This is a genomic window from Streptomyces sp. NBC_00344 (genome assembly GCF_036088315.1).
Classification (GTDB): Bacteria; Actinomycetota; Actinomycetes; order Streptomycetales; family Streptomycetaceae; genus Streptomyces.
Genome location: NZ_CP107996.1, coordinates 3,869,855 through 3,895,592 on the forward strand (window position 1 = coordinate 3,869,855; position 25,738 = coordinate 3,895,592).

A 25,738-nucleotide genomic window follows, 5' to 3' on the forward strand; every position below is an offset into this window, starting at 1 on the left:
GGAACCATCCGGCGACGTCTTGTCACCACCCCCAGGACCATTAGCCTGGGTCGTGGCGGGTCCAGGGACCCGCTGCAGTGCTATCCAGAGCCGTTTTCTACGAGTGCGAGAACGAGGACAGACGGTGCCGACCGGCAAAGTGAAGTGGTTCAACTCGGAAAAGGGCTTCGGCTTTCTTTCCCGCGACGACGGAGGCGACGTCTTCGTCCACTCGTCGGTGCTCCCGTCCGGTGTCGAGGCTCTCAAGCCGGGCCAGCGCGTGGAGTTCGGCGTGGTCGCGGGCCAGCGGGGTGACCAGGCGCTCTCGGTGACCGTGCTCGACCCGGCGCCTTCGGTGGCCGCGGCGCAGCGCCGCAAGCCGGACGAACTGGCGTCCATCGTGCAGGATCTGACGACGCTGCTGGAGAACATCACTCCGAGCCTGGAGCGGGGCCGCTACCCCGACAAGGCGGCCGGGGCGAAGATCGCGGGCCTGCTGCGCGCCGTCGCCGACCAGTTGGACGTCTGACCCTGCGCCGGCGATGACCGTCCGGTGATGACCCACCTGGTGATGACCCACCTGGTGATGACCCCGAGGCGCGGGGCCATCACCAGGCCGGAATCGCGCCGGGCTCCGTGAAGCGTCCAGGTCAGGCGAAGGTCAGGGCCCCGGGCGCCAGGGCCGGTACCAGCCCCTCCGCGGCGGCCCGCGTCAGCAGTCCCCGAACCGCGGCGTAGCCCGCCTCACCCAGATCCGCGGTGAATTCGTTCACGTAGAGGCCGATGTGCTGGTCGGCCACCGAGGGATCCATCTCCTGCGCATGGCCGAGCACATAGGGACGCGAGACCTCGGGCGTGTCCCAGGCGCTGCGCACCGAAGCGCGCACCACGTCCGCCAGCTGCCGCAGCCGGTCCTCGCCCAGCGACCGCTTGGCGATGATCGCGCCCAGCGGGATCGGCAGTCCGGTCGTCGACTCCCAGTGCTCGCCCATGTCGGCCAGTGAGTGCAGTCCGTACTCCTGGTAGGTGAAGCGCGCCTCGTGGATGACCAGGCCCGCGTCGACCTTGCCGTCCCGGACGGCGGGCATGATCTCGTCGAAGGGCAGCACGACGATCTCGCCCACCCCGCCGGGGACGGCCTCCGCCGCCCACAGCCGGAAGAGCAGATATGCCGTCGAGCGTTCGCTCGGGACGGCGACCGTCCTGCCGGTGAGATCCACCCCGCCCATCGGGGACCGCCCTGCCCCCGCGGAGCCGGGAACCGGCGGAAGGGTGAGGACCAGCGGCCCGCAGCCACGCCCGAGCGCGCCCCCGCAGGGCAGCAGCGCGTACTCGTCGAGCACCCACGGCAGTACCGCGTACGAGACCTTCAGGATGTCGAACTCGCCGCGCTCCGCCATGCCGTTGGTGATGTCGATGTCCGCGAAGGTCACATCGATCGCGGGCGCGCCCGGCACCCGGCCATGGGCCCACGCCTCGAACACGAAGGTGTCGTTGGGGCAGGGCGAGAAAGCGATCTGCAGCGGCTGCTCAGTCATGTGCGGTCCAACCTTCCAGTACGGGCGGAAGCTTTCCGAAAGCCTCGGTGAGTGCGGCCAGCGCTTCCCCGATGCGCCAGGCCTCCCGGTCGCGCGGGCCGACGGCATTGGAGACCGCCCGGATCTCCAGTACCGGTACGCCGGCCTGCGCTGCGGCTTCGGCGACCCCGAAGCCCTCCATCGCCTCGGCCACGGCCGCGGGGTGCGCGGCCAGCAGGGCGGCGGCGCGTTCAGCGCTGCCGGTGACGGTGGACACGGTGAGTACGGTGCCGGTGGTGGCGGCTGTCGCGGCGGCCACCGCTGTCACCAGGCCGGCGGGCGGGCGGTGTTCCACCGTGCCGAAGCCGAGGCCGGTCACCGGGACGAACCCCGCCGGGGTCTCGGCGCCCAGGTCGGCGGCCACGATCGCGTCCGCGACCAGCAGAGAGCCTGGCGGGGATCGGAATCCGCCGCCGATGCCCGCCGACACGACCAGGTCGTACGGGCCGGCTGCCAGCGCCCTCGCGGTGCCTGCCGCAGCCGCCGCGGGACCGACGCCGGCCGCGATCACTTGGTACCCGGGCACGGCCCCGGACGCGCGCGTGACCGCGTCCCGCTCGGCGGGAACCGCGGTCACGACCAGTACGCGCAAGGTGGTCAGGCGTCCTTCTTGAACTTGAACGACCACAGGCCGTAGATCTTGCTGGTGCCGTCGCCCATGGCCACCGCGACCGTCGTCGAGTTGCCCTTGGCGCCGTACTGCGAGTTGAAGAAGACGCTGCCCGGGATGTTGGTGAAGGTCTTGGTGCTCTTGGCGGTCAGCGGCTGACCGTTCATCAGGAGCGTCCAGCCCTTGTCGGCGATCTTCGGGTCCACACCGATGCGCACCGTCGCGTCGGGGTCCACCTCGATGGACTTGACGTCCTTCTTGTCCGCGGCGCAGGCCTTGGACGCGGCGAGGTCGAGCGCCTTGCCGTCGTTGTAGCAGGCGGCCTCGGTGTGCACCGAGTCCCTGCCGACCGTCACGGTGGCGATGGGGGTCGGCTTGTCGCAGGCGGACAGCACGAGGAGCCCGGCGGACACAACACCGAGGGCGGCAGCAGTGCGGCGGCCCCTACCAGAAAGAAGCGCAACGGTCATGGCCGAAGGCTATCGTCCGGTACAGGTCATGCCACGCGGGGGTGCGGCGTGCCGCGCCGTGCCGCCCGCAGCAGCCCCCGTACGGTCGCGAAGACCCCGGCGGCGACCAGTGCGGAAGCCACCGACATGCCCAGTGTGCCGTTCAGCGGCAGCGAGATCCCGATGGCGCCGCCCACCACCCAGGCCATCTGCAGCAGCGTCTCGGACCTGGCGAACGCCGACGTCCGCACCTCCTCCGGCACATCGCGCTGGATCATCGCGTCCAGGGAGAGCTTCGCCAGGGCCTGCGAGACGCCGGCCACCGCCGCCAGCATCGCCACCAGCACCGGTGCGAAGAAGACAGCGGTGACGACCGCGGTGCCCAGCACCACCGTCAGTACCGTGGCGATCATGATCTCCGGGCCGCGGGAGCGCAGCAGCGCGCCGACCGCGGTGCCCAGCGCGTTGCCGGTGCCGGCCGCGACGCCGACGATCCCGAGGGACACCGCGGCGCTCTGTCCGGCCATGGGATGCACCCGCAGCAGGAACGCCAGGAAGAAGATCAGGAAGCCGGAGAGGCAGCGCAGCGTGGCGTTGGCCAGCAGCCCCTTGAAGACGGAAGGGCCCACCGTGCGCAGCGACGGTTTGCGTTGCTGTTCCACCAGCTGGGCCTTGCGCTCGCCCTTCGCGGAGTCGACCTTCGGCGGCAGCGTGAACGCCAGGAAGGTGCCGCAGCCGAAGACGACGGACGCCCCGTAGAGCGGCCAGGACGAGCCGATGTGCTGGAGCACCACACCGATCGGCGCGCCGATGCCGGTCGCCAGCAGACCGCCGAGCGTCACCCGGGAGTTCGCCTTCACCAGCGAGAAATTGGGTGGCAGCAGCCGGGGCACCACGGCGCTGCGCACCACTCCGTAGGCCTTCGACGCCACCAGGACACCCAGCGCGGCCGGATAGAGCTGGAGGCCGCCGGTGGCCACCGCGCCGGACATGGTGAGCGCCAGCAGCGCCCGGGCCAGCATCGCGCCCGCCATCGCGGCCCGCCGGCCGTGCGGGATGCGGTCGAGCAGCGGGCCGATCACCGGGGCGAGGAGCGCGAAGGGCGCCATGGTGATCGCCAGATAGAGGGCGACCCGGCCGCGGGCCTGGTCCGTGGGGACGGAGAAGAAGACGGTGGAGGCGAGCGCGACCGTGATCATCACGTCGCCCGCGCTGTTCACCGCGTGCAGTTCGATCAGTTTGCCGAGCCCGGACTCTCCGGCCCCGTGGGCGTGGGTCGCCCTCCTGATGCCCTTGGCGGTACCGGTGAACGGCCGGTGCAGGGCATGACCGACTGCCCGGCCCGCCCTACGGGCCGTGCTGATTTCGCCGGACGACCTTGCGGTGGTCACCCCGTCATAGTGCCCCAACCCCGTACGACCCGAACCGGGATTCGGACGTGCAGGTGGGACGGGAGCCGTGGAGGGGGTAGCGTGCACGGAGGCCGCTGACCTTTCCCGGGCGGGCCCACGACGCCTGTCACCGCACTTCGCTGCGTTGTCGGAGTCCTCCCAGTAGCGTCCGCTACTCGGGCGATCTCCGCCTTGCGAGCACGGCGCCGGACGCCGCGGGCTCATCCGCCCGGGAGTGATCGGCAGCCTCCAGCGCGCCACCGGCGGTAGCCCTTGGCTGTGCGCCTCTCCGTTATCCCGCAGAATGGGTGGGAGAAGGTGCCGCCCCGGGCATGTCGGGCGCGGACGTTGACGCGGTCCCCAGGTCCGCTCCGCCCGCTGTCCCTGCACGATGTTCGTCCGGCGCACCCGTGAGACGGCGTAGGAGAGAAGCGAGACCTGTGAGTGCTGCGACGACGAGAAGCCGTACCCCCGACCGCCTGTGCGCCGAGGCAGTCGGTCTTGCCCGCGAGGCGGCCGAGGAGGCCGCGTTCCCCGGGGTGGTCGGTGAGCATGTCTCCGTGGTGGCGGAGGGCGACCGGGTCGTCACCCACTACTTCGAATGCAAGGAGGCCGGCTACCGGGGCTGGCGCTGGGCGGTAACGGTCGCCCGTGCTTCGCGGGCCAAGTTCGTCACCCTGAACGAGACAGTGCTGCTGCCGGGCCCGGACTCGCTGCAGGCGCCCGAGTGGGTGCCGTGGAGCGAGCGGCTGCGCCCCGGCGACATGGGTCCGGGCGATCTGCTGCCCACCGAGGCCGAGGATCTGCGCCTGGAGCCCGGTTACACCGGCGAGGACGCGCCGCCGCCGAACTCGGTCGTGTCCGAAGAGCTCGCGGAACGGGTCGATGCGGAGGACGCCGAGGTCACCGACCGGGTGCCGCTGCCCGCCCGGGGCACCCTCTCCGCTGTCGCCGAGGAACTCGGCATGCGGCGCGCGCGGGTCCTCTCCCGCTACGGCCTGCACGTCGCCGCGGACCGCTGGGACGAGGAGTACGGCCCCAAGACCCCGATGGCCCAGGCGGCCCCCGCCTCCTGTGTGACCTGTGCCTTCCTGGTGCCGCTCTCCGGCTCGCTCAAGCAGGCCTTCGGGGTGTGCGCCAACGAGTTCGGTCCCGCGGACGGCCATGTGGTGTCGCTCGCGTACGGGTGCGGGGGACACTCCGAGGCCGCTGTCATGCCCGCGCCGCCGCGCCCCGCCGCGCTGGTGCTCGACTCGACCGCTGCTGACCCGTTCACCCTGCGCCCCGATCCCGAGGGCGGTTCGGTGCCCGTGGAGTCCTCAGGCCCCGAGGACCTGGGGCACTCCTGACGGGCAGGTGACGTACGGCAGCGGGCCGGCCCCGCCCGCGCCGGTCTCCGTCCGCTGACCCCTCCCGCCGCGCCGTCGGCTCGCTCCGCCGTACGGGAGGTGCCGGTGCCGCGCCGTGGTGCCTCCCTCACCGCAACCCCGCACGGCCGGCCGTCCCTGACGCCGGTCACCCCTTCGTGCTGATCACCCCCGTGCCGTGGCACGGGGCGCCGGGCGCCACCCTGGGTTCGGGGAGCGGGGCACGGGGAAAGAGGCCGCGGCAGGTGCCCGGTCCGCACCCCGACGCACGCGATACGTTCACCCGGAACCACGCCGCCCCACAAAGGAGCACACGCCGTGATCGTGAAAGCCACGGACGGAGCCGACCCCTTCGGCACGGCCCGTATCCGGCGCGGCGTGCTCGACGCCTGGGCCACCACTCCCGCTCGTTTCCGCGAGGACGCCAACGCCGAGGAGGACCTCGCGCTGGGTGGTTACCGCGACCGTCTCGTCGTGGAGCTGGCGCAGAACGCGGCCGACGCGGCGGCGAGGGCCGGCCTGCCGGGAAGGTTCCGGCTGACCCTGCGGCCGGGCGTGGGGGACGACCCGGCCGTGCTGGTCGCGGCCAACACCGGCGCCCCGCTGGACGCGGCCGGTGTGGAATCGCTGAGCACCCTGCGCGCCTCCGCCAAGCGCACCGACGCCGATGCGCAGGGCTCGGTGGGGCGCTTCGGTGTCGGGTTCGCCGCGGTCCTCGCGGTGAGTGACGAGCCGGCCGTCGTCGGCCGGCACGGCGGGGTCCGGTGGTCCCTCGCCGAGGCCCGGGAGCTGGCGGCGGACGCCGCGGTCCGGGCCCCGGGCCTGGAGGAAGAGCTGCGCCGCCGGGACGGCCATGTACCGCTGCTGCGTCTTCCGCTGCCCACCGAGGGCACCGCCCCCGACGGCTACGACACCGTGGTCATCCTGCCGTTGCGTGACGGCGGTGCGGAGGATCTGGCCCAGCGGCTGATCGCGGCGATCGACGACGCGCTGCTGCTGACCCTGCCCGGTCTTGCCGAGATCACCGTCGAGACCCCGGAGGGCACCCGCACCCTGACCCGCTCGGTGCACGGTCCGTACGTCCACATCGAGGACACCGCGGCGGACACCGGAGTCAACCGCTGGCGGACGGTGAGCGACCACGGCCCCCTGGAGCGCAAGCTCCTCGAGGGCCGCCCGGTGGAGGAACGGCTGCGCCCGCACTGGTCGGTGACCTGGGCCGTCCCGGTGGACGCGGAAGGCGCACCGGCCCGTCCGCGCACCGCGCCCGTGGTGCACGCGCCGACTCCCACCGACGAACCGCTCGGTGTGCCCGCGCTGCTGATCGCCTCGCTGCCGCTGGACACCGCCCGCCGCCACCCCGCGCCGGGGCCGCTCACCGACTTCCTGGTGCAGCGCGCGGCCGACGCGTACGCGCGGCTGCTCGGCGGATGGGAGCCGGTCTCGGTCGGCACGATCGACCTGGTGCCCGGTCCGCTCGGCAAGGGAGAGCTGGACGGCGTACTGCGGGTGGCGATCCTGGACCGGCTGGCCCGGGTGGCCTTTCTGGCACCCGCCGCGCCGCCGGACGACGAGCCAGGTCAGGATCAGGACCAGGACGAGCGGGCGGGCGCGCTGCGGCCCTTCGAGGCCGAGGTCGTCGAAGGGGCCGGCGCCGACACCGTGCGGGTGCTCGCCGAGGTGCTGCCCACCCTGCTGCCCGCCGGCCTGGAGCGCCGGCCCGAGCTGCGCACCCTGGGGGTCGGCCGGTTGCCGCTCGGTGACGCCATCGACCGGATCGGTGGCGCCGAACGCGAACCGTCCTGGTGGCGGCGGCTCTACGAGACCCTGGCCGGTGTCGACCCGGACCGGCTTGCCGGACTGCCGGTGCCGCTCGCGTCCGGCCGTACGGCGGTCGGCCCGAGGCAGGTGCTGCTTCCGCTCGCCGAGACACCGGCCGACCTGGCCCGGCTCGGCCTGAAGGTCGCCCACCCGGACGCCGCGCATCCGCTGCTGGAGAAGCTCGGTGCGCTGCCCGCCACCCCCAGGGCCGTTCTGACGACCCCTCAGGTACGGGCCGCGGTCGCGGCGTCGATGGACGAGGGCGAGAGCTGGGGCTTCGCATCCATGGACTTCGCGAAGCGCGAGGGCGGATCGCAGCGGAGCGAGGAACCGCTCGGCGCCGATGACCTGGCCGATGTGGTGCTCGCCCTGGTGCGCGAGGCGAATCTGCAGCCCGGTGACGAGCCCTGGCTCGCCGCGCTCGCCCTCCCCGACGAGGACGGAGACACCGCACCGGCCGGCGAACTGGTCCTGCCCGGATCCCCGTTCGCCGGGATCATGCGCGAGGGCGAACTGGCCCTCTGTGACAGCGAGCTGGCGGAGCGGTGGGGTGAGCAGCCGCTGACCGCCTGCGGCGTGCTCGCCACGTTCGGACTCGTGCACGCCACGGACGTCGTACTCGACCCCGATGAACTCGACCCGCGCGAAGGCGACTTCGCCGAGCCGGACGACGCCGGCCTGCTCGACGCGGTGGACGTCTGGTGCGAGGACGTACTCGACCAGCTGCCCGAGGCGAATGTGCCGCCGGTCGCGACAGAGATCATCGCGGTACGCGATCTGGACCTGGTCGACGACGGCAAATGGCCGCAGGCCCTCGCCCTGCTGAGCCGGCCGCCGCTGCGCGACGCGCTCACCCAGCCGGTCAGGGTGCTGCTCCCGGACGGGACGACCACCTCGGTGCGGTCGTACACCGCCTGGTGGCTGCGCGACCATCCGGTGCTCGAAGGCCGCCGCCCCGCCGGGCTGCGTTCGGCCGGCGGCGACCCGCTGCTGGCCGGTCTCTACGACGATGCGGATGCCGGCGGCTTCGACGACGAGCAGGTTCTCCGGGCGCTGGGCGTTCGGACCTCGCTGCCCTCCCTGCTCGACGAGCCGGGCGGTGCGGCCGAACTGCTCGGGCGCCTTGCGGATCCCGGCCGTGAGGTGTCCGGCCGTCAGCTGCACTCGATCTACGGTGAACTGGCCCGGCTCGACCCGGAACAGGTCACTCTCCCGGACGAGTTGCGCGCCGTGGTGGACGGCGAGGTGCGAGTGGTGGATGCGGCCGACGCGCTGGTCGCCGACGCCCCGGACCTGCTGCCGCTGACCTCCGGTGTTCCGCTCCTTCCGGTGTCCCCGGACCGGGCGGCCGACCTGGCCGAACTGCTCCAGGTCAGGAGGCTCAGTGAGACGGTGGAGCCCGAGGTGACCACGGCCGGCGAGGAGCACCCGGTTCCGGGCGCGATCCGGGTGCTGCTCGGCCCCGGCACCCCGGAGACCTACGTCGAGCACGAGGAACTTCTGGCGGGCGGTGTCGAACTGGACTGGCACCGCACCCGGGACGGCGTGCTGCACGCCGCCACCCTGGAGGGTGTCGCGGCCGGTCTCGCCTGGTCGGCGGGGCAGTGGCCGCGCCGGTTCGAGGTGGCCGCCCTGATCGAGGACCCGTCACGCACCGAGGAGCTGGCCAGGGACCGCTGGTTCGACTGATCCGGCGGAACATGCGACACCTCCATCAACAAGTTTCAAAATATTCACAGACAGCACAACCATTTACTCGCGTCAGCGATCTGGTCTGTGGAGCCATCAGGCTCCACAGACCACTCGGGCTACGCGAGCGGACAACCGCCGCGGGTCCCCTTCTCCACATGGGGAACAAAACATGCGCATACGTGCCACTGTGGCCGCCGTCACCGGCGCCCTGGCTCTTTCCGCTCTTGTCTTTCCGGCCGTAGCGCAGGCGGACGAGACCCCCGCCGGCGGCGCCGCGGCGCTCTCGCCCCTCGCCGCGAACACGCCGGCCAACGACACCGTCGGCGACACCAAGATCACGAACGTCGTGGTGAACGGTGGCAAGGACATCGTCCTGGGTACCACGGTCCCCAAGACCATCTCGGTGAGCGTCACCGCCACCGACAGTTCCGGCATCCAGGACGCCTACGCGGCCGTCTGGCACGGCACCAGCCTGGACTCGGACAGCAGCTACGACCAGTTCCTCGGTCCTGACGACAGCTCGCAGATCGCCACCTGCACCAAGGTGAACGCCACGACATCGACCTGCACGGTCTCCTTCAGGATCGACCCGCGGGCCGACCTCTGGAGCACCCTCGCCGGAACGTGGAAGGTCAGTGCGGCCGCCCTCGGCAAGGACGGCGACTACACCAACACGGACGCGTACAAGACCGTGCACGTCCAGCGCGCCTCCCGCCAGACGGTGAACGCCGCGCCGGAGCCCGTGAAGAAGGGCGGGACTATCACGGTCACCGGCAAGCTGGACCGGGCGAACTGGGACGACTACGCGTACCACGGCTACACCGTCCAGCCGGTGAAGCTGCAGTTCCGCAAGAAGAACAGCAGCACCTACACCACCGTCAAGACCCTCACCACGAACAGCACCGGCAACCTGAAGACCACCGTCAAGGCGGTCGAGGACGGCTACTGGCGCTACAACTTCGCCGGTACGACCACCACGCCCGCGGCCGTCGCCGCCGGTGACTTCGTCGACGTCAAGTAACCGCTCGCGCACGGCTTCTTGAGCCGTCGCCCGTCCGGTCAGTGCTCCGGGGACGGCCACCGTCCCCGGAGCACGCTTCTCTGCCACCCGCTTCTCTGCCACCCATCAGATAGGGGAGTTCCCTTGCGTATGCGTACCCTTTCGGCCGCCGCCGTCGGCGCCCTGGCTCTCACCGCTCTCGCCGTTCCCGCGGCCCAGGCGGACGGCAAGTACGGCGACGCCGCCATCACCAAGGTGACGGTCAACGGCGGCAAGAACGTGGTCATCGGCACCACCGCCGTCAAGAAGTTCACGGTTACCGTGACCGCCAGGGACAACTCGGGCATCGACAACGCCGACCTGACGCTCTACGGGCCCGGGTCGGGCATGTTCACGACGAGCAATACGCACTGCTCGGGATCCACCTGCACCGGGACCTTCACCGTCGACCCCAGGGTCGACCTCGCGTACGCGAACGACGTGGCCGGCACCTGGTACGTCGACGCGATGGTGGTGGCCAAGGACTACGACTACGTGTGGACCGAGAAGGCAAGCTCGTTCAAGGTCCAGCGTGCCTCGACCCAGACGGTCAACGCCGCCCCGGAGCCCGTGAAGAAGGGCAAGACCATCACGGTCACCGGCAAGCTGGCCCGGGCGAACTGGGACGACTTCAAGTACCACGGCTACACCGTCCAGCCGGTGAAGCTGCAGTTCCGCAAGAAGAACAGCAGCACCTACACCACGGTCAAGACGGTCAAGACCAACAGCACCGGCAACCTCTCCACCACCGTCAAGGCGGTCGAGGACGGCTACTGGCGCTACAACTTCGCCGGTACGACCACCACGCCCGCGGCCGTCGCCGCCGGTGACTTCGTCGACGTCAAGTGACCGGGTGAACCGACTGACCGGGTGACACCCCGACCGCTCATCCGGGGTAGCGGCGGTCGACCCACCGCCAGGCCACTTCGAGGCCCAGCGAGGCGACCGCCGCGATCCCCACGGTCATCCACGGCATGACCGTCCCCACCAGCTTCAGCGCGAAGAAGTGCTGGAGCCCGGGGACGGCCAGTACGAGCAGGAACGCCACCCCCATCGCCGCCACCAGAAGGACCCGCCACCAGGTGTAGGGGCGGGCGATGATGGCCAGGACCCACATCGAGACCAGGAAGAGGGCCAGCGTCGCGATGCTGGTCTCGGCGTCCAGGGCGCCCGCCCCCGTGTAGTAGTGCCGCGCGATCATGTACGCCGCGAAGGTGGCGACGCCGGCGATCACGCCACCGGGCACGGAATAGCGCATCACCCGCCGTACGAAGTGCGGCTTCGCCCGTTCCTTGTTGGGGGCCAGCGCGAGGAAGAAGGCGGGGATACCGATCGTCAGCGTCGACAGCATGGTCAGATGGCGCGGCAGGAACGGGTACTCGACCTGGAAGCAGACCACCAGGACCGCCAGCAGCACCGAGTAGACCGTCTTCACCAGGAAGAGCGTGGCGACGCGGGTGATGTTTCCGATGACCCGCCTGCCCTCGGCGACCACCGAGGGAAGGGTCGCGAAGCTGTTGTTGAGCAGCACGATCTGGGCCACCGCACGGGTCGCCTCCGAGCCCGACCCCATGCTCACACCGATGTCGGCGTCCTTCAGCGCCAGCACATCGTTGACACCGTCGCCGGTCATGGCGACCGTGTGTCCGCGTCCCTGCAGCGCGGCGACCATCGCGCGCTTCTGCTGCGGGGAGACCCGGCCGAAGACCGAATGGGTGTCGAGCGCCTCCGCCATGTCCTCCGGTTCCCCGGGAAGCCGCCGTGCGTCGACCGCGTCCGCTGCGCCGGGCAGGCCCAGCTTCCCGGCCACCGCGCCGACCGCCACCGCGTTGTCCCCCGAGATCACCTTGGCGGCGACATCCTGTTCGGCGAAGTACGCGAGGGTGTCGGCCGCGTCGGGGCGCAGCCGCTGTTCCAGCACCACCAGGGCGACCGGCCGCGCGCCGGCCACCGCGTCGGTGTCGTCCAGGGGCCCGGCGGCCCGCGCCAGCAGCAGCACCCGCAGCCCCTCCTCGTTGAGCTGTCCGACCTCCTTGAGCGCCGGGTCATCGGCCGGCAGCAGCACATCGGGTGCGCCGAGCAGCCAGGTCGACGTCCCGCCGCCGTCCTCACCGAAGGAGGCGCCGCTGTACTTGCGGGCGGATGAGAACGGCAGCGCCTGTGTGCAGCGCCAGCCCGAGCCGTCCGGGTAGGCGTCGGTCACCGCTTTGAGGCTGGCGTTGGGCCGGGGGTCCGAAGCGCCGAGCGCGCCGAGCGCCTTCTCGGTGTGGGCCTTGTCCTCGCCGCCGAGCACCCGCAGTCCTGTGACGTTCATTCCGCCCTCGGTGAGCGTCCCCGTCTTGTCCAGGCACACCACGTCGACCCGCGCCAGGCCCTCGATCGCGGGCAGCTCCTGCACCAGGCACTGCTTGCGGCCGAGCCGGACGACGCCGATCGCGAAGGCGACCGATGTGAGCAGGACAAGCCCCTCGGGGATCATCGGGATGATGCCGCCGACGGTCCTGGCGATGGAGTCCTTGAAGTCGTGGCGTTCGCGGACGAGCTGGCTGATGATCAGGCCGATCGCTGTCGGGACCATCATCCAGGTCACGTACTTGAGGATGGTGGAGATCCCGCTCCGGAGCTCCGAGTGGACCAGGGTGAAGCGGGACGCCTCGTCGGCGAGCTGCGCCGCGTACGCCTGCCGTCCGACCTTGGTGGCGGTGAACGCACCACTGCCCGCGACGACGAAACTGCCGGACATCATGCGGTCGCCCGGCTTCTTGAGCACCGGATCGGGCTCACCCGTGAGCAGCGACTCGTCGATCTCGAGCCCGTCGGCCTCGATGGTCCCGCCGTCGACGACGACCTTGTCGCCCGGCCCCAGCTCGATGAGGTCCCCCAGGACGATCTCGGATGTGGAGACCGCTGCGGCTTTCCCGTCCCGGCGGACGGTCGGCTTGGCCTCGCCGATCACGGCCAGCCCGTCCAGGGTCCGCTTGGCCCGCTGTTCCTGGATGATGCCGATGCCGGTGTTGGCGATGATGACGTAGCCGAAGAGACTGTCCTGGAACGGTGCGACGAAGAGCATGATCAGCCAGAGCACGCCGATGATCGCGTTGAACCGGGTGAAGACGTTGGCCCGGACGATCTCGGTGGTGGACCGGCTGGAACGCACGGGCACGTCGTTGACCTCGCCCCGGGCCACCCGTTCGGCGACCTCGGCCGTGGTCAGCCCGGCCGCACGTGCGGGGGCGGGCAGCGCGATGGGATGGACGGGGTCGAGCTCGGAACCGGCGTCGATATGCGGCCCATGCGTCATGGGTCCGACGGTACGGCCGGAATGGTGGCTTCACCCGGTGAGCGGCGGACGGATCGTAACCCGGGACGGGGTGGACCGTGCTGCCGCGGTACGGACCCGGTGCGGAACCGGGCTGCGGTGCGTGTCGGGCGCGGGCTCCGGTGAGGTCAGGCGCCGGGATCCGGTGCGGCCGACGCCCGCCTGAGCGCGGCGTCGCGCCCCCGTACGTACCAGATGCCGATCAGCCCGAGTCCGGCACCGGCCGCGCAGGTCCACAGCCACCAGAGGTGCCCGTGGTCGTCGAACCAGCCGTAGAAGGGGACCTGGACGAGGAAGAGGACGAACCAGATGACCGTGCCGCCGGTGACCGTGGCGACCACGGGTCCCTCAAGGGGCTCGGGTGCCTCATGTGTTGGTGTCCACTTCGCCATGGACCACAGTCTATGCGGGGCCTGTCCGGCAGAGCCCGGCACCGGCTCAGGCCGATCGGCGCAAGGATCTACGCGCGGAGATAGCGATCTTCGCCTTATGTATTCATACTGAAACGGCTTTCGAATGACTCATTCCATTCGTGCAAACGTCCAAATATGGCCGTTTCATCGCCCCATGACAACTGAGGTCAGCGCATGTCTCCCTCGGCCACCGCTCCGGTCGACACCCAGCCGCCGTCCCCCGGCGGACACAATGCCCTCGACCGCTTCTTCAAGATCTCGGAGCGGGGATCCTCGGTCGCCCGCGAGATCCGCGGCGGGCTCGCCACCTTCTTCGCGATGGCCTACATCATCGTGCTGAACCCGATCATCCTGGGCAGCGCGAAGGACATGTACGGACACCAGCTCAACGGCGGCCAGCTGGTCACCGCCACGGTGCTGACCGCGGCCTTCTCGACGCTGCTGATGGGTGTGATCGGCAATGTGCCGATCGCGCTGGCGGCCGGCCTCGGGGTGAACACGGTCGTCGCCCTTCAGCTCGCGCCCCGGATGAGCTGGCCGGATGCCATGGGCATGGTCGTCCTGGCGGGCATCGTGGTGATGCTGCTGGTTGCCACCGGGCTCCGGGAGCGGGTGATGAGCGCGGTGCCGCTCGGCCTGCGCAAGGGCATCGCCATCGGTATCGGCTTCTTCATCATGCTGATCGGCCTGGTCGACTCGGGCTTCGTCTCCCGTGTCCCGGACGCCGCGCAGACCACCGTTCCGCTGCAGCTCGGCTCCGACGGCCACCTGCACGGCTGGCCTGTGCTGATCTTCGTGCTCGGCGCGCTGCTGACGCTCGCGCTGATCATCCGTAAGGTGTCCGGCGCGATCCTGATCTCCATCGTGGTGATGACCATCGCCGCAATGATCATCGATGCCTCGACCACGGTTCCCAGCTGGGGTCTGACGACGCCGAAGTGGCCCGGCAACCCGGTCTCGTCACCGGACTTCGGCCTGATCGGTCACGTCAGTCTGTTCGGCGGGTTCCACAAGGTCGGCATCCTCACCGGCATTCTCTTCGTCTTCACCGTGCTGCTGTCGTCCTTCTTCGACGCGATGGGCACCATCCTCGGCGTCGGTGACGAGGCCAAGCTGATGGATAAGGACGGCAACTTCCCGGGCATCAACAAGGTGCTGTTCGTCGACGGCATCGCGGTCGCGGCGGGTGGTGCGACCTCGTCGTCGGCCAACACCTGCTTCGTGGAATCCACCGCCGGTGTCGGCGAGGGTGCCCGTACCGGCCTGGCGAGCATCGTGACCGGTCTGCTCTTCACGGTGGCGCTGTTCCTCACCCCGGTGGCGACCATGGTCCCCTCCCAGGCGGCGACCCCTGCTCTGCTGGCCGTGGGCTTCCTTATCCTGGCGGGCTCCGTCAGGGACATCGACTGGACCGACTTCACCATCGCCGTGCCGGCCTTCCTGGCCATGGTGATGATGCCGTTCACCTACTCGATCACCAACGGCATCGGTATCGGCTTCGTCGCGTTCTCCGTGCTGCGGGCCGCGGCCGGGCGCTGGCGTGAGGTGCCGGTCACGATGTACATCGTGTCGCTGATCTTCGTCTTCTACTACGCCATGCCGGCGCTGGGTCTCACCTGACCGTCCCGGTGAACGGGCTGCCTCAGGTGTGCCCGTAGAACTTCTCCGTCTTGTCGACCGCTGACTGAAAGCGTTCGTCGAAGTCGTCGCGAATGAGCGTCCGGACCACGTAGTCCTGGACGCTCATTCCGCGTTTGGCGGCATGATCCTGGAGCCTGTCGAACAGGACACCGTCTATGCGCAGGCTGAGCACCGTCGATCCCATACCGGACAGGTTCGCCGGGCCGTGTGCCGTCGTGCGTCATTTTCGCGCCCTGCCTCACTCATATGGGTGATCTCCCTCACCGGACGGCATGACGGGTGGTCTTTAGTAAAGGTAATAAGTTACGCTAACGAACATGTCTGAGCTTTCGCCCGACGCCAAGGCTGCGGCCGTCGACTCCCTTCGCTCCACCGTGATGCGACTGAGCCGTCGCCTCAAGCATCAGCGGGTCGACGAGTCGCTGAGCCCGACCGAGATGTCGGTGCTCGGGACCCTTGCCCGCTGCGGCTCCGCGACCCCCGGGGAGCTGGCCCGCAAGGAGCATGTGCAGCCGCCGTCCATGACCCGCATCGTGGCGTTGCTGGAGGCGAAGGGGCTGGTCAGGCTGGAGCCGCATCCCGACGACCGCCGGCAGAAGGTCGTCAGCCAGACCGAGGAGGCCGAAGCGATGCTCGCGGAGAGCCGCCGCAAGCGGAACGTCTGGCTGGCCCAGCTCGCCGAGGGGCTGAACGAGGACGACTGGACCAAACTTCAAGCGGCTGCGCCCGTACTGGAAAAGCTGGCGCAGCTCTGACACCCGCACACCGTTACCCATACCCAGGAGGCGACCACTGTTGAGTTCGGGACCCGGAGCACACTCCGCCCCCGCACCGCGAGAATCCCCTACCCGGACGTCGATGTTCAGTTCGCTGAAGATCCGTAACTACCGGCTGTTCGCCACCGGCGCCGTTGTCTCCAACACCGGCACCTGGATGGCGCGTATCACCCAGGACTGGCTGGTGCTCAGCATCACCGGTTCGTCGGCGGCCGTCGGAATCACCACGGCCATGCAGTTCCTGCCGATGCTGCTGTTCGGTCTGTACGGCGGTGTCATCGCCGACCGTTTCACCAAGCGCAGCCTGCTCTTCTGCACCCAGGGTGCGATGAGCCTCGGCGGTCTCTTCCTGGCCGTGCTCACGCTCACCGGCCATGTCGAGGTCTGGCACGTCTACCTCACCGCGTTCTTCACCGGCCTTGTCACGGTCATCGACAACCCGACCCGGCAGTCGTTCGTCTCCGAGATGGTCGGTCCGGACCAGGTCCGCAACGCCGTCAGTCTGAACTCGGCCAACTTCCAGTCCGCACGGCTGCTCGGCCCCGCCGTCGCGAGTGTGCTCACCGCGGCCGTGGGTCCCGGCTGGGCGTTCCTCGCCAACGGGCTCTCCTTCCTCGCTCCGCTCACCGGCCTGCTGCTGATGCGGACCGACGAGCTGCACCACACCCCGCGCAGGCCGCGCGGCAAGGGACAGCTGCGCGAGGGGCTGAACTACGTCTCCAAGCACCCCGACCTGATCTGGCCGATCGTGCTGGTCGGCTTCGTGGGCACCTTCGGCTTCAACTTCCCGATCTGGCTGAGTGCCTTCGCCAACGGCACCTTCCACGGAGGTGTCGGGATGTACGGCCTCTTCAACACGCTGATGGCCGTCGGCTCGCTGGCCGGCGCGCTGCTAGCGGCCCGCCGGGGCACGTCCAGACTGCGGATCCTGGTGGGCGCCGCGATCGGTTTCGGCCTGCTCCAGGTCTGCACCGCGTGGCTTCCCTCGGTCTGGGTGTTCGCACCGATGATCGCGTTGATCGGTGTCGTCGGCCTGACGGTCAACGTCACCGCCAACTCCACTGTCCAGATGGGCACCGACCCCGAGATGAGGGGCCGGGTGATGAGCCTCTTCATGATGGTCTTCACCGGCGGCACCCCGCTGGGCGGCCCGCTCTTCGGCTGGCTCACCGACACCTACGGAGTGCGGATCAGCTTCACCCTGGGCGGCGGGATCTGCGCACTCGCGGCGATGGGGGTCGGCCTGATGCTGGCCCGTGCGGCCAATCTCCGTCTGGAGGTCGACCTGCGGCGCGGGCGCCGGCATGTGGGGTTCGTACCGCGCGAGCACCTGGCGACGGCGGCGTAGGCCGCCCGAGCCCGTCGGCTCGGTCCCGGCCGGTTCGGCCGTGCCCGAGCCGGCGTGACGCGGGCCCGCTGCAGTCACACCGATCAGTCGCGGGGGAAGTCGCCGGTCTGCAGGGTGAGACCGAGTACGGTGCCGGTGAGGTCGACCTGGTAGCCGAAGTCGAGCGTCACCGTGCCGTGGTACCCGTCGTCCTTCGGGAGCGTGTGAAGGTGCCACTTCCCGGTGTACGGGTCGGCGATGAGATACACGGGCACTCCTGCCGCGGCGTAGGCGGCCTTCTTCGGTCCGTAGTCGTTGGCGGCAGTGCCCTCGGAGATTACCTCGGCGACGAACTCGATGTCCTGGTAGCGCCAACGGCCCTTGGCGTCCTTGACGGCACCGTCCACGAGAGCCACGACGTCCGAGGCGAAGCCGTTCAGCCGGCCTGGGAAGTCGATACGCACGTCGGACTTCACCCGCTTCCGGGGATAGACAGCACGCAATTGCTCGACGACGTCCAGGATGATGTCCCAGTGGGTGTCCCGTTGCGGCGACATGAAAATGTTCCCCCCGACGATCTCGACCTTGAATCCCTCGGGGGTCGGCTCGAGCCACTCGAACATGCCGTCCAGAGTGCGCTCGTCGCTGGTGTCGGCCATCTCGATCCTGTCGTCGACGACGGTCATCGTGGCGCTCCTCCCCGCTGCCGCAGGGCGCGGGCAGTCGCGCAGTACAACGATACGCACGGTGACCAGGACCCGCCCGCCTCTCCGGCAGCGACAGGGGCGGGACACTGCTCCTCATGAGACTGTTCGCGGCGCTGCTGCCCCCGGAAGAGGCCGCTCGTCAGCTGGACTCGCGGATAATCCCCTTACGGTCGCGGCCCGGCGCCGACGGCCTCCGCTGGACCGGCCGCCCCGGCTGGCACTTCACGCTCGCCTTCATGGGCGAGGTCGACGAGACCCTGGTCCCGGCACTGGAGGCGGGCCTCGCTCGTACCGCCGGCGATCACGACCCGTTCCGGCTCCGGCTGGCCGGCGGGGGGAACTTCGGCGGCCGGGCACTGTGGTCCGGGGCCGCCGGGGACGTCGGTGCCATGACCCGGCTGGCCACCGACGTGAAGTCGGCCGCGCAGAAGGCCGGGATCATGATGGAGGCCGACCGGCCCTACGTGCCGCATCTCACCCTCGCCCACAGCCGGGCCCCGGCTGACCTGCGGCCGTACGTGAGAGCCCTGACAGGGTTCGAAAGCGCCCCCTGGACCGTGCGGGAGCTGGTCCTTGTCCGCAGCGGTGAGGAGTCCCGGTACCAGGTGGTCGGCGGATGGCCGCTCGGGGCGGCCACGTAACCTCGGTGCGTGGACCCGAAAACCAGAAACCGGATCATGGCGATCACGCTTGTGCTGCTGTTCGTAGTCGTGGCTGTGGCGGCCGCCGTCGGCCAGTAGGACCGGCGGCGGCCGCCAGGGTTGTGCGGCACCCTCACGCGCTACAGCGGTGTCTCTCGCGCGCTGCTGGCTGACGCCCGCGGCCGGCGCCTACCAGGCGAAGGCCTCCGGCGAGGGCCCCGGGCCCGGGAAGATCTCGTCGAGCCCGGAGACCACGGCCTCGGGAAGCTCCAGCTCCACCGCGCGCAGAGCCGAAGCCAGCTGCTCGCCGGTACGCGGTCCGACGATGGGCCCCGTCACCCCCGGTCGGGTCAGCAGCCACGCCAGACCGGCCTCGCCCGGCTCCAGACCGTGCTTGTCGAGCAGGTCCTCGTACGCCTGGACCTGCGCCCGCACCGACGGGTTCGCCAGCGCGTCCGCCGAACGGCCGGACGAGCTCCGCGAGCTGCCGCCCCCCTCGCGCTCCTTGCGGATCGCCCCGCCGAGCAGCCCGCTGTGCAGCGGCGACCAGGGGATGACTCCCAGGCCGTACTCCTGCGCGGCCGGGATGACCTCCATCTCGGCACGGCGTTCCATCAGGTTGTAGATGCACTGCTCGCTGACCAGGCCCACCGAGCCGCGCCGGGCGGCGAGTTCGTTGGCCTGGGCGATCTTGTAACCGGGGAAGTTGGACGACCCCGCGTAGAGGATCTTGCCCTGCTGGATCAGGACGTCGATCGCCTGCCAGATCTCCTCGAACGGGGTGTTCCGGTCCACGTGGTGGAATTGGTACACATCGATGTGGTCCGTCTGGAGCCGCTTCAGCGACGCCTCGACGGAGCGGCGGATGTTCACCGCGGAGAGCTTGTCGTGGTTGGGCCAGGCATCGCTCGTGGCCGCCATGTTCGCGTACATCTTCGTGGCGAGCACGACCTTGTCGCGCCGCTCACCGCCCTGCGCGAACCAGGTCCCGAGGATCTCCTCGGTGCGGCCCTTGTTCTCGCCCCACCCGTACACGTTGGCGGTGTCGAAGAAGTTGACACCCGCGTCCAGCGCGGAGTCCATGATCGTGTGACTGTCGGCCTCGGTGGTCAGAGGCCCGAAGTTCATCGTGCCGAGGACCAGTCGGCTGACCTTGAGTCCGGTGCGTCCAAGCTGCGTGTACTTCATGAGGTCCTAGACAACCCCTTGGAGTGCGCTCGAATCAAGGACGCGGGGCGGGGGTGTGTGGATGGGGGGTTGTCCCCTTCCGGCTCCGGTGCGCGGAAGGGGAAACCCGGAGGCGCAATCGGGGCATGCGGTGTTACACCACCACCCCTGGTGTGCTCGCCGCCAACTGGCCGGTGAGTTCGGGCGGGAGAGCGTCTTCGACCCAGGAACTACTCGGAGCACCTGGCCATGCATTCAATCAATCGTTGTCGTGGGACGACTCCCGCAGCGGACGTTCGTTGAAATCGCGAACACCACTTCAGCAGCGCCAGTTGAGCAAGCCACCAGCCCGGCCCTCGCTCTTGCGCAGAGGTGCACTGCGACCCTCCGCAGGACCGACTGGAGTCGCGCTCAGCCGAACCCTAGGATTGGGTGCGCAGTGCACCCGCTGACACTATGGGGGTTTCATGGCAGAGGCAGATTCTTCAGCCGAACTGAAGAACCGTGCTGAGACGTTACGTTCAGCAGCACGTCGGGCCCGTACTGCCGCGCACAGCCTAGGTACTTATCTCGACAGTGAGGTGAAGCAGGCAGCGGGTACTGGCAAGGGCCGAATAGCAATATGGAAAGGGCCTTACGCGAGTTCCACCACGGCGACGCTGCAGCAGCGTAGTCGTGCGCTCCACAAGATGGCGGATGAACTGGTCGCTGATGCCCGGCGTTGGGACAACGACGCCCGCGACCTCGACGAACGAGCGAAGCACGCCGCTAAGCACCAGAGTGGCCACTGATGGACTTCAGGGGGTTCGACGAGGAAAAGGTCGCGAAGCTCGCGCGGGATCTGGAAAAGGCGAGCTCCGGTGCTGCCGCGCTGCACCGCCACATCGGTTCAATACTCACCGAGGTTCAGGGTGCACTCGACCCCGGTAAGCGGGCTACCAATAGCCCCGAACTGCAACGCGTCCAGGAGACCTCCGCCGGCAGCGGGGTGCTCCTGCCGACCGCCCCCATCTCTCCGTTCGTGGGCTTGCCCGGTTCACTGGGGACGGAATTGCACAACGTGTCCGGGGAGATCAAGCTTCGGCTGCACATGTTCGATGAGGCGAAGGGGCCTCACGACTTCGGCGACGGGATCTCGCCGCTTGACGCGTTCAACGGCATCACCACGCGGGCCAAGCCGGAGGCGACGCAAGAACCGAAGAAGCATCCCTGGTGGAAGAAGTGGGTGGTCGACCCACTGGAAGACACCGGAGTCGAAGTCGCCAATGTAATGCAGGTGATCTTCAGCCAGGAATCCCTCACGGGCGTTTTCGAGACTGCGGCGGGGGTCTGGCTGATGAGTGTCGGCGCCGGTGGCGATATCGCCGGTGGAGCCCTCGACGCCACCGGGGTGGGTGCCTTCATCGGGGTACCTGTGAATGTCGTCAGTACCGCAGCCATCGCGGGCGGTGGAGCCCTCGCCTACAAGGGCCTGGGCGACTTCATGACGGCCATGTCCGAGGGGGACTACAACGCCTGGAGCCGCTCCAGCCGTAAGGGACCCCAGCCTCAACAGCCCCGTGAAGCAGACCCGCTCAAGGATGAGGGGTACGGCGGCCACGGCGTCACGGAGCATGTGGGCCGGAGCGAGCAACAAATGGGCGATCGCCTTGCCAAATCGAAGGACGGGCCAGAGTCGGTTTCTACGTACAAGAGTGTGGTTGATGCCCAACGGTTCTCACAGCGAGCCATTGACGCCAACAAATATCAAATAGCAAAATGGCTTAAGACGCAGACCAAGGGTGCGCCGAGGCCATTCGAACTGAAAAATTCCGGCGAAGTTACCGGACGTTCGCTGTCCCGAGAGGATTGGCAATCAGGCAGGGGCGCTCAAGATGTTCAGGGTGTCCGGGTTGTGTTGAAACCCGACCCTAACGCGCCTGGTGGCTATTACATCCTTACTACCCACCCGCTAGGCTGACGAGGCGTGCGGTCACTTGCGTGACCGCAGGAGGCCGTGGAACATGACGCAACCAGATATTTTCGACGATGAGGCGCCGTGGGCAGAGTGGCTGCCGGAGCTGCGGCTGCTGCTGGAGGCCTACTCGGCGGTGGTCGACGAGAATGCATACACCGACACCGATGAAGTCCCGTCGAAGGCGATGCGCAGCTATTTGCGGATGGCGACCTACTATCCGGGCCGGGCGTTCCGGGCGAGCCGCGAGATTCTGGATGTGCTCAAGTACGGTCTCGACGAGGCTGATGTGGCCTCCAACCTGGCCTCCATGGCGCCGATGATCACGCCCCCCGGCCGCACCCGCGAAGACTGCCTGATCGCGATGCTGCCCCACCTTGCCGCGTTCACCGAGGGTGGCGAGGTGGCCGAGACGGCGATTCCCGAGACCAGCTGGGAGTGGCGTGAGCTTCTGCCCAATCTGTCGAACCTCCTTGGTGGTTCTTTTCATCAGGACGTCGAGGCTCCACACGATGACGTACTGGACGAGTGGGTTGCAGCAGGAACTGGGGCTGATGGGGCGGATTTCGAAATCGTGGCCGTGGCGCGGGAGGTTGATGAGTTGCGCGAACTCTGCCCCGATGAAGGCTGTTTGGATCATGCGGTCGTAGAGCTCGGCTGCGGACTCATGCCACCGGACGGCCTGACGTATACCCAGTGGATGGACCACATTGCGAAACGGCTGCGCTCCCATATCGAAGAGGTGGGCTACGAACCCCCCATAGGCCGGAACCCTGCGTATCCGCCGCACGACAAGCGGTCGGCCGCTCAGCTGGGATGAGTCGACTGTCCGAAGAGTGAAAATGACGGCCTGTCGATGAAGGCCCCGACCGAGGCGCCCGCGCAGGTGGCTGACACATCGTTGGGTCGATTGGGCAGGGCAGGCGGGCGACGAGCATCGGTGGCGGGCGGCTAGGCGTTCAACGAACGTCCGCAGATCCGTTTCGCTCGGTTCTCTCCTGTACCGGTCTACCGGTTGATGGCCTGGATCTCTTGGACGGTCACGTCCTGGGTGGCCCCGAACTCGCCGTCCGGCAGAGGCTTCTCGCCGGTCACGCCGGTGCCCGTCCAGTGGATCTTCCAGGTGATGGTGGCTTTGAGCCGGTAGGTGCCGTTCCCGGAGGACCGCAGGTACTCGACTCCGCAGGGCGGCGTCTTGTCTGCCTTGCCCGTGGCGTAGGGCTCGCCGATGTGGCCGTTGTCGTCGATCGGGCACTCGCCGGAGGCCGGGAATGTGCTCGCGTCGCTGGTGCCGGGCTCGATGGTGAGGGATGTGGGCTCAGCCGTGGTGGTGGCCTGGATGTTGACACCGCCTGCGTTGAGAGCGGCGGTCACGGAGACCGGCTTGAACTGCGCTTTGTCCAGCCATGCCCAGGTGGGGAGGTTCACCTTGGTGGTGTTGCCGGGGGCGAGGGTGACCCTGGTGTCGGGGACCTTGATCTTGTTGTAGGCCAGCTGGGAAAGGATCTCGGGTGTGACGGCGTTCTTGACCTTGGGAGTCTCGCCGTTCTTGACCCAGAAGGTGGCTGTGTCGCACTCGAAGGCGGCAGGGTCGCCTGCCTCCTCCCGGGTCTTGTCCCGAACGGCGTCCCACCACATGCCCTTCCCCGTCTGGGACTTGTTGAAGTCCTTGTAGGGGTTGCCCTTGATGTAGTGGTCCTGGTCCATCGAGTGGGCCTCGCCCGCACCACTGAAGTCCGGTATGTCCCAGCGTCTCTGGAACTCCTTCTTGAACTGGGCAGGAGACCACTTCGGCTCGTACCAGCAGGCGGGCGGGGTCCAGTTCGTGACAGGTGTCACCGGCGCGGCCGACTTGTTGGTGCCGTTCTTTGACTCGTCGAATTGGATCGCCGTGGCGTAGAGGGTGTCTTTCGGCCCGCTTGGATCCTTAGGGTCACTCTCTGTCGCGCCTCCCGCTCCGCGGCTGCCGCCGGCGAAGGCTGGTTGGGCTGTCAGCGACAACGCGACTCCCAGCGCGAGGCCGATCCAGGGCCTTGTCCACTTGGCTGTCACTGACACTGCTTGGATCCCCGCTGCGAGAAGACGTCGGTGGTCTGCCAGACACCGTCGCTGTTCTTCTTCAAGCGCGTGTTGTAGAAGACCAGGGAGTCGGCAGAGTTAGCCACTTCGCCGGACTTTTTGCCAGTCTTCAGGTCCTTGTTGTATGACTTCGACTCATCCGAACAGTACGTCAGCGTTGCCACGTTGCTCTTCAACGAAGTGACCTTGCGGTCGTAGTAGCGAACTCTTCCCGTCCAGGTGATGCCGGAATCGAAGAATCCTTGCACCCATTTCGCTGCGGACAGAGCTGCATCCTCCGCGTTGTAGAAGCCGAACGCAGGCCTCTTCAATGATCGGGCATTGATCGCATCGTCGAGCGAACTGATTCGCTGCGAGCTGTCGTGGAGGATCGCGTCCTTCACCGGGTCCCCGGTCTTCCCGCCCTCGAAGACGTTCTGCATGTCCTTGGCGAGCGTGATCTTCGGGCGGCCCGCAGTGTCAGAGGGGCTCGCGCTCGGCGACGCCGGTTTCGCAGTGGCGCTGCTGTCGGCGCCTGCGATCTTGTTGTTGCCCTTCGGGCTGTCGTCGCCGCTGCCGCAGGCCGTCAGTAGGAGGGCTGCTGCAGCCGTAAGTGCGGCAGCGACAGGCAAGGGGCGGCGGTTCACTAGCGACTCCCAGTGGGGGGAAAGTTACTCAGACGTACCAACGTTAACTGGGGGGTGGCGAGTTCACCAGTGCGAACTTCTACGTGAGGGGCCAGAAAGCTGGCATATCGGTTCCCGTAGCAGTCTGCGTGAAGGCTGCCCAGGCGGCAGGGGAGAAGGCGAGGGCGGGGCGGGCGATGTCCTTGGAGTCGCGAACGTGAATGGCGGCTGGCGTGGCGGCCACCTCTATGCACTCGCCCTGCTCAGCGCTGTAGGTGGACTTGGTCCATAGCGCCGTGACTTCGACACATTCACCGTGGCTGCCGCTGTGGCTGCTTTTGAACCAGTCCGATGCCGTGCTCATAGGCCTTGTGCCACCTGTTCGATGAGTGCCGCGGATTCTTCGGGCGTGAGAGCCTGGGCTCGCAGAATGCCATATTTGCCGAACAGACGGCCCACGTCGGGTTGTTCCCTTACGAAGTAGCCCCCGTTCTGCCCTTCCACATAGGCGAGTTGCGGCCGTTCCGTTGTCTCCAAGAGGATCATCGGGCCGGCTAGGCCGGCGTGCGACCGCCGGTCGTGGGGCATGACCTGGATCTCGACGTTCCTCAATCGCCCCACGTCGATGACGTGCTGGAGCTGCCCCTTGAGAACCGCAGGTCCGCCGAGCGGGCGGGTGAGTGTGGCCTGTTCGAGTACGAAGCCGACTACCGGCAGAGGCCTTCGGGTGAGGAGGTTCTGGCGCTCCAGCCGGGTTGTTACCTGCGCTTCGATCTCTTCGTCGTCCAGCGGTGGGCAGTAATTGCAATTGAAGACTGCTCGAGCGTAGGCCTCGGTCTGAAGGAGGCCCGGGATCACGTGATTCGCGTACGTGTGGAGGGCGGTGGCCCGCTTCTCCTCCTCCGCGTACTCCTCCGTCCAAGCAGGCAAATGGCTGACCCGCAGCTCTTTCGCAGCCGCGAGAAGTGCACCCTGTGCACCCAGCGCCTCGTCCGCGACCGGAACGAAATCTCCCTTCGGGGGCCGCTCCCCGCGCTCCACCATGGCCACTTGGGACTTCGAGAACCCGACGCGCTGAGCCAGAGCGTCCTGTGAGATCCCGGCCCTTTCCCGGTGGAAGCGGAGTAACGAGCCGAACATCCGCTGGGTGCCGGCACTGCGTTCACCGGTGTGCACAACGTCCT

General features: G+C 68.5%; 25 protein-coding genes. 12 read left to right on the forward strand and 13 right to left on the reverse strand.

Going from position 1 to position 25,738, the window contains the following annotated elements; all coding sequences use genetic code 11:
• Positions 1-124 precede the first annotated feature (124 nt).
• On the forward strand, positions 125-508 hold the full coding sequence (locus tag OHS16_RS17485) for a cold-shock protein (protein WP_328538136.1): 384 nt from the start codon (positions 125-127) through the stop codon (positions 506-508).
• A 121-nt stretch (positions 509-629) separates the two neighbouring features.
• Here OHS16_RS17485 and OHS16_RS17490 read toward each other — a convergent pair whose 3' ends face one another.
• From OHS16_RS17490 to OHS16_RS17505, 4 genes are read right to left on the reverse strand one after another with little or no spacing between them, the layout of a single operon-like run.
• A complete protein-coding gene (locus OHS16_RS17490; RefSeq protein WP_328538137.1) occupies positions 630-1,517 on the reverse strand; it encodes a 1,4-dihydroxy-6-naphthoate synthase in 888 nt (295 codons plus the stop codon).
• Entirely contained in the window at positions 1,510-2,148 is a 639-nt protein-coding gene (locus OHS16_RS17495; RefSeq protein ID WP_328538138.1) for a futalosine hydrolase, read from the reverse strand. Before OHS16_RS17495 ends, OHS16_RS17490 begins: the two co-directional genes overlap by 8 nt.
• 5 nt (positions 2,149-2,153) lie before the next feature.
• On the reverse strand, positions 2,154-2,636 hold the full coding sequence (locus OHS16_RS17500) for a DUF2771 domain-containing protein (protein ID WP_328538139.1): 483 nt from the start codon (positions 2,634-2,636) through the stop codon (positions 2,154-2,156).
• A gap of 26 nt (positions 2,637-2,662) precedes the next feature.
• Positions 2,663-4,006: an MFS transporter gene (locus OHS16_RS17505; protein WP_328538140.1), complete on the reverse strand. Its 1,344-nt coding sequence runs from the start codon at positions 4,004-4,006 to the stop codon at positions 2,663-2,665.
• Between the two features lie 440 nt (positions 4,007-4,446).
• Between OHS16_RS17505 and OHS16_RS17510 the strand changes: the two genes are divergently transcribed.
• From OHS16_RS17510 to OHS16_RS17525, 4 genes are all read left to right on the forward strand, one after another.
• Positions 4,447-5,355, forward strand: coding sequence for a DUF3027 domain-containing protein (locus OHS16_RS17510; protein ID WP_328538141.1), 909 nt, complete (start codon positions 4,447-4,449; stop codon positions 5,353-5,355).
• Positions 5,356-5,697: 342 nt separating this feature from the next.
• On the forward strand, positions 5,698-8,883 hold the full coding sequence (locus OHS16_RS17515; RefSeq protein ID WP_328540883.1) for a sacsin N-terminal ATP-binding-like domain-containing protein: 3,186 nt from the start codon (positions 5,698-5,700) through the stop codon (positions 8,881-8,883).
• Between the two features lie 172 nt (positions 8,884-9,055).
• Complete coding sequence (locus OHS16_RS17520) at positions 9,056-9,907, forward strand: DUF5707 domain-containing protein (RefSeq protein WP_328538142.1); 852 nt, start codon at positions 9,056-9,058, stop codon at positions 9,905-9,907.
• Between the two features lie 123 nt (positions 9,908-10,030).
• Positions 10,031-10,774, forward strand: a complete 744-nt coding sequence (locus OHS16_RS17525) for a calcium-binding protein (protein ID WP_328538143.1) — start codon at positions 10,031-10,033, stop codon at positions 10,772-10,774.
• A 37-nt stretch (positions 10,775-10,811) separates the two neighbouring features.
• Here the strand turns inward: OHS16_RS17525 and OHS16_RS17530 are convergent, their stop codons facing one another.
• Both OHS16_RS17530 and OHS16_RS17535 read right to left on the reverse strand, forming a co-directional pair.
• Positions 10,812-13,226 (reverse strand): HAD-IC family P-type ATPase, encoded by a 2,415-nt coding sequence (locus OHS16_RS17530; RefSeq protein ID WP_328538144.1) that lies wholly within the window; start codon positions 13,224-13,226, stop codon positions 10,812-10,814.
• 146 nt (positions 13,227-13,372) lie between these two features.
• Positions 13,373-13,636, reverse strand: coding sequence for a DUF2530 domain-containing protein (locus OHS16_RS17535; protein WP_328538145.1), 264 nt, complete (start codon positions 13,634-13,636; stop codon positions 13,373-13,375).
• Positions 13,637-13,831: 195 nt separating this feature from the next.
• Between OHS16_RS17535 and OHS16_RS17540 the strand changes: the two genes are divergently transcribed.
• Complete coding sequence (locus OHS16_RS17540; protein WP_328538146.1) at positions 13,832-15,277, forward strand: NCS2 family permease; 1,446 nt, start codon at positions 13,832-13,834, stop codon at positions 15,275-15,277.
• A 22-nt stretch (positions 15,278-15,299) separates the two neighbouring features.
• On the opposite strand, the gene OHS16_RS17545 is transcribed toward OHS16_RS17540, so the two are convergent.
• The gene (locus tag OHS16_RS17545) at positions 15,300-15,482 is read right to left on the reverse strand and encodes a ribbon-helix-helix protein, CopG family (RefSeq protein ID WP_328538147.1); all 183 of its coding nucleotides are present in this window, start codon (positions 15,480-15,482) and stop codon (positions 15,300-15,302) included.
• Between the two features lie 133 nt (positions 15,483-15,615).
• Here OHS16_RS17545 and OHS16_RS17550 point away from each other — a divergent pair, with 133 nt between their 5' ends.
• A complete protein-coding gene (locus OHS16_RS17550; RefSeq protein ID WP_328538148.1) occupies positions 15,616-16,053 on the forward strand; it encodes a MarR family winged helix-turn-helix transcriptional regulator in 438 nt (145 codons plus the stop codon).
• Between the two features lie 40 nt (positions 16,054-16,093).
• Positions 16,094-17,422, forward strand: a complete 1,329-nt coding sequence (locus OHS16_RS17555; protein ID WP_328538149.1) for an MFS transporter — start codon at positions 16,094-16,096, stop codon at positions 17,420-17,422.
• 83 nt (positions 17,423-17,505) lie between these two features.
• Here OHS16_RS17555 and OHS16_RS17560 read toward each other — a convergent pair whose 3' ends face one another.
• A complete protein-coding gene (locus OHS16_RS17560; RefSeq protein ID WP_328538150.1) occupies positions 17,506-18,087 on the reverse strand; it encodes a Uma2 family endonuclease in 582 nt (193 codons plus the stop codon).
• 116 nt (positions 18,088-18,203) lie between these two features.
• Between OHS16_RS17560 and thpR the strand changes: the two genes are divergently transcribed.
• A complete protein-coding gene (thpR, locus tag OHS16_RS17565; protein WP_328538151.1) occupies positions 18,204-18,749 on the forward strand; it encodes an RNA 2',3'-cyclic phosphodiesterase in 546 nt (181 codons plus the stop codon).
• A gap of 189 nt (positions 18,750-18,938) precedes the next feature.
• On the opposite strand, the gene OHS16_RS17570 is transcribed toward thpR, so the two are convergent.
• Positions 18,939-19,937 carry an aldo/keto reductase gene (locus OHS16_RS17570; protein ID WP_328538152.1) on the reverse strand — a complete coding sequence of 333 codons (999 nt, stop codon included), beginning with the start codon at positions 19,935-19,937 and terminating at the stop codon, positions 18,939-18,941.
• A 446-nt stretch (positions 19,938-20,383) separates the two neighbouring features.
• Between OHS16_RS17570 and OHS16_RS17575 the strand changes: the two genes are divergently transcribed.
• From OHS16_RS17575 to OHS16_RS17585, 3 genes are read left to right on the forward strand one after another with little or no spacing between them, the layout of a single operon-like run.
• Positions 20,384-20,707, forward strand: coding sequence for a hypothetical protein (locus tag OHS16_RS17575; protein ID WP_328538153.1), 324 nt, complete (start codon positions 20,384-20,386; stop codon positions 20,705-20,707).
• Entirely contained in the window at positions 20,707-21,876 is a 1,170-nt protein-coding gene (locus OHS16_RS17580) for an RNase A-like domain-containing protein (RefSeq protein ID WP_328538154.1), read from the forward strand. Before OHS16_RS17575 ends, OHS16_RS17580 begins: the two co-directional genes overlap by 1 nt.
• A 43-nt stretch (positions 21,877-21,919) precedes the next feature.
• Positions 21,920-22,690, forward strand: a complete 771-nt coding sequence (locus OHS16_RS17585; RefSeq protein ID WP_328538155.1) for a contact-dependent growth inhibition system immunity protein — start codon at positions 21,920-21,922, stop codon at positions 22,688-22,690.
• Positions 22,691-22,878: 188 nt separating this feature from the next.
• On the opposite strand, the gene OHS16_RS17590 is transcribed toward OHS16_RS17585, so the two are convergent.
• From OHS16_RS17590 to OHS16_RS17605, 4 genes are all read right to left on the reverse strand, one after another.
• Positions 22,879-23,937, reverse strand: coding sequence for a hypothetical protein (locus OHS16_RS17590; protein ID WP_443042774.1), 1,059 nt, complete (start codon positions 23,935-23,937; stop codon positions 22,879-22,881).
• A complete protein-coding gene (locus tag OHS16_RS17595; RefSeq protein WP_328538156.1) occupies positions 23,919-24,575 on the reverse strand; it encodes a hypothetical protein in 657 nt (218 codons plus the stop codon). Before OHS16_RS17595 ends, OHS16_RS17590 begins: the two co-directional genes overlap by 19 nt.
• Before the next feature lie 79 nt (positions 24,576-24,654).
• Positions 24,655-24,918: a DUF397 domain-containing protein gene (locus tag OHS16_RS17600; RefSeq protein ID WP_328538157.1), complete on the reverse strand. Its 264-nt coding sequence runs from the start codon at positions 24,916-24,918 to the stop codon at positions 24,655-24,657.
• A complete protein-coding gene (locus OHS16_RS17605; protein ID WP_328538158.1) occupies positions 24,915-25,730 on the reverse strand; it encodes a helix-turn-helix domain-containing protein in 816 nt (271 codons plus the stop codon). The genes OHS16_RS17600 and OHS16_RS17605 overlap by 4 nt, the downstream gene beginning before the upstream one ends.
• Positions 25,731-25,738: the final 8 nt, after the last annotated feature.

Coding starts and splice junctions, on each gene's coding strand:
- OHS16_RS17560 (WP_328538150.1), bottom strand. CDS start 18,087: ATGACCGTCGTCGACGACAGGATCGAGATGGCCGACACCAGCGACGAG.
- OHS16_RS17535 (WP_328538145.1), bottom strand. CDS start 13,636: ATGGCGAAGTGGACACCAACACATGAGGCACCCGAGCCCCTTGAGGGA.
- OHS16_RS17530 (WP_328538144.1), bottom strand. CDS start 13,226: ATGACGCATGGGCCGCATATCGACGCCGGTTCCGAGCTCGACCCCGTC.
- OHS16_RS17575 (WP_328538153.1), top strand. CDS start 20,384: ATGGCAGAGGCAGATTCTTCAGCCGAACTGAAGAACCGTGCTGAGACG.
- OHS16_RS17600 (WP_328538157.1), bottom strand. CDS start 24,918: ATGAGCACGGCATCGGACTGGTTCAAAAGCAGCCACAGCGGCAGCCAC.
- OHS16_RS17500 (WP_328538139.1), bottom strand. CDS start 2,636: ATGACCGTTGCGCTTCTTTCTGGTAGGGGCCGCCGCACTGCTGCCGCC.
- OHS16_RS17545 (WP_328538147.1), bottom strand. CDS start 15,482: ATGGGATCGACGGTGCTCAGCCTGCGCATAGACGGTGTCCTGTTCGAC.
- OHS16_RS17490 (WP_328538137.1), bottom strand. CDS start 1,517: ATGACTGAGCAGCCGCTGCAGATCGCTTTCTCGCCCTGCCCCAACGAC.
- OHS16_RS17520 (WP_328538142.1), top strand. CDS start 9,056: ATGCGCATACGTGCCACTGTGGCCGCCGTCACCGGCGCCCTGGCTCTT.
- OHS16_RS17540 (WP_328538146.1), top strand. CDS start 13,832: ATGTCTCCCTCGGCCACCGCTCCGGTCGACACCCAGCCGCCGTCCCCC.
- OHS16_RS17585 (WP_328538155.1), top strand. CDS start 21,920: ATGACGCAACCAGATATTTTCGACGATGAGGCGCCGTGGGCAGAGTGG.
- OHS16_RS17570 (WP_328538152.1), bottom strand. CDS start 19,937: ATGAAGTACACGCAGCTTGGACGCACCGGACTCAAGGTCAGCCGACTG.
- thpR (WP_328538151.1), top strand. CDS start 18,204: ATGAGACTGTTCGCGGCGCTGCTGCCCCCGGAAGAGGCCGCTCGTCAG.
- OHS16_RS17580 (WP_328538154.1), top strand. CDS start 20,707: ATGGACTTCAGGGGGTTCGACGAGGAAAAGGTCGCGAAGCTCGCGCGG.
- OHS16_RS17550 (WP_328538148.1), top strand. CDS start 15,616: ATGTCTGAGCTTTCGCCCGACGCCAAGGCTGCGGCCGTCGACTCCCTT.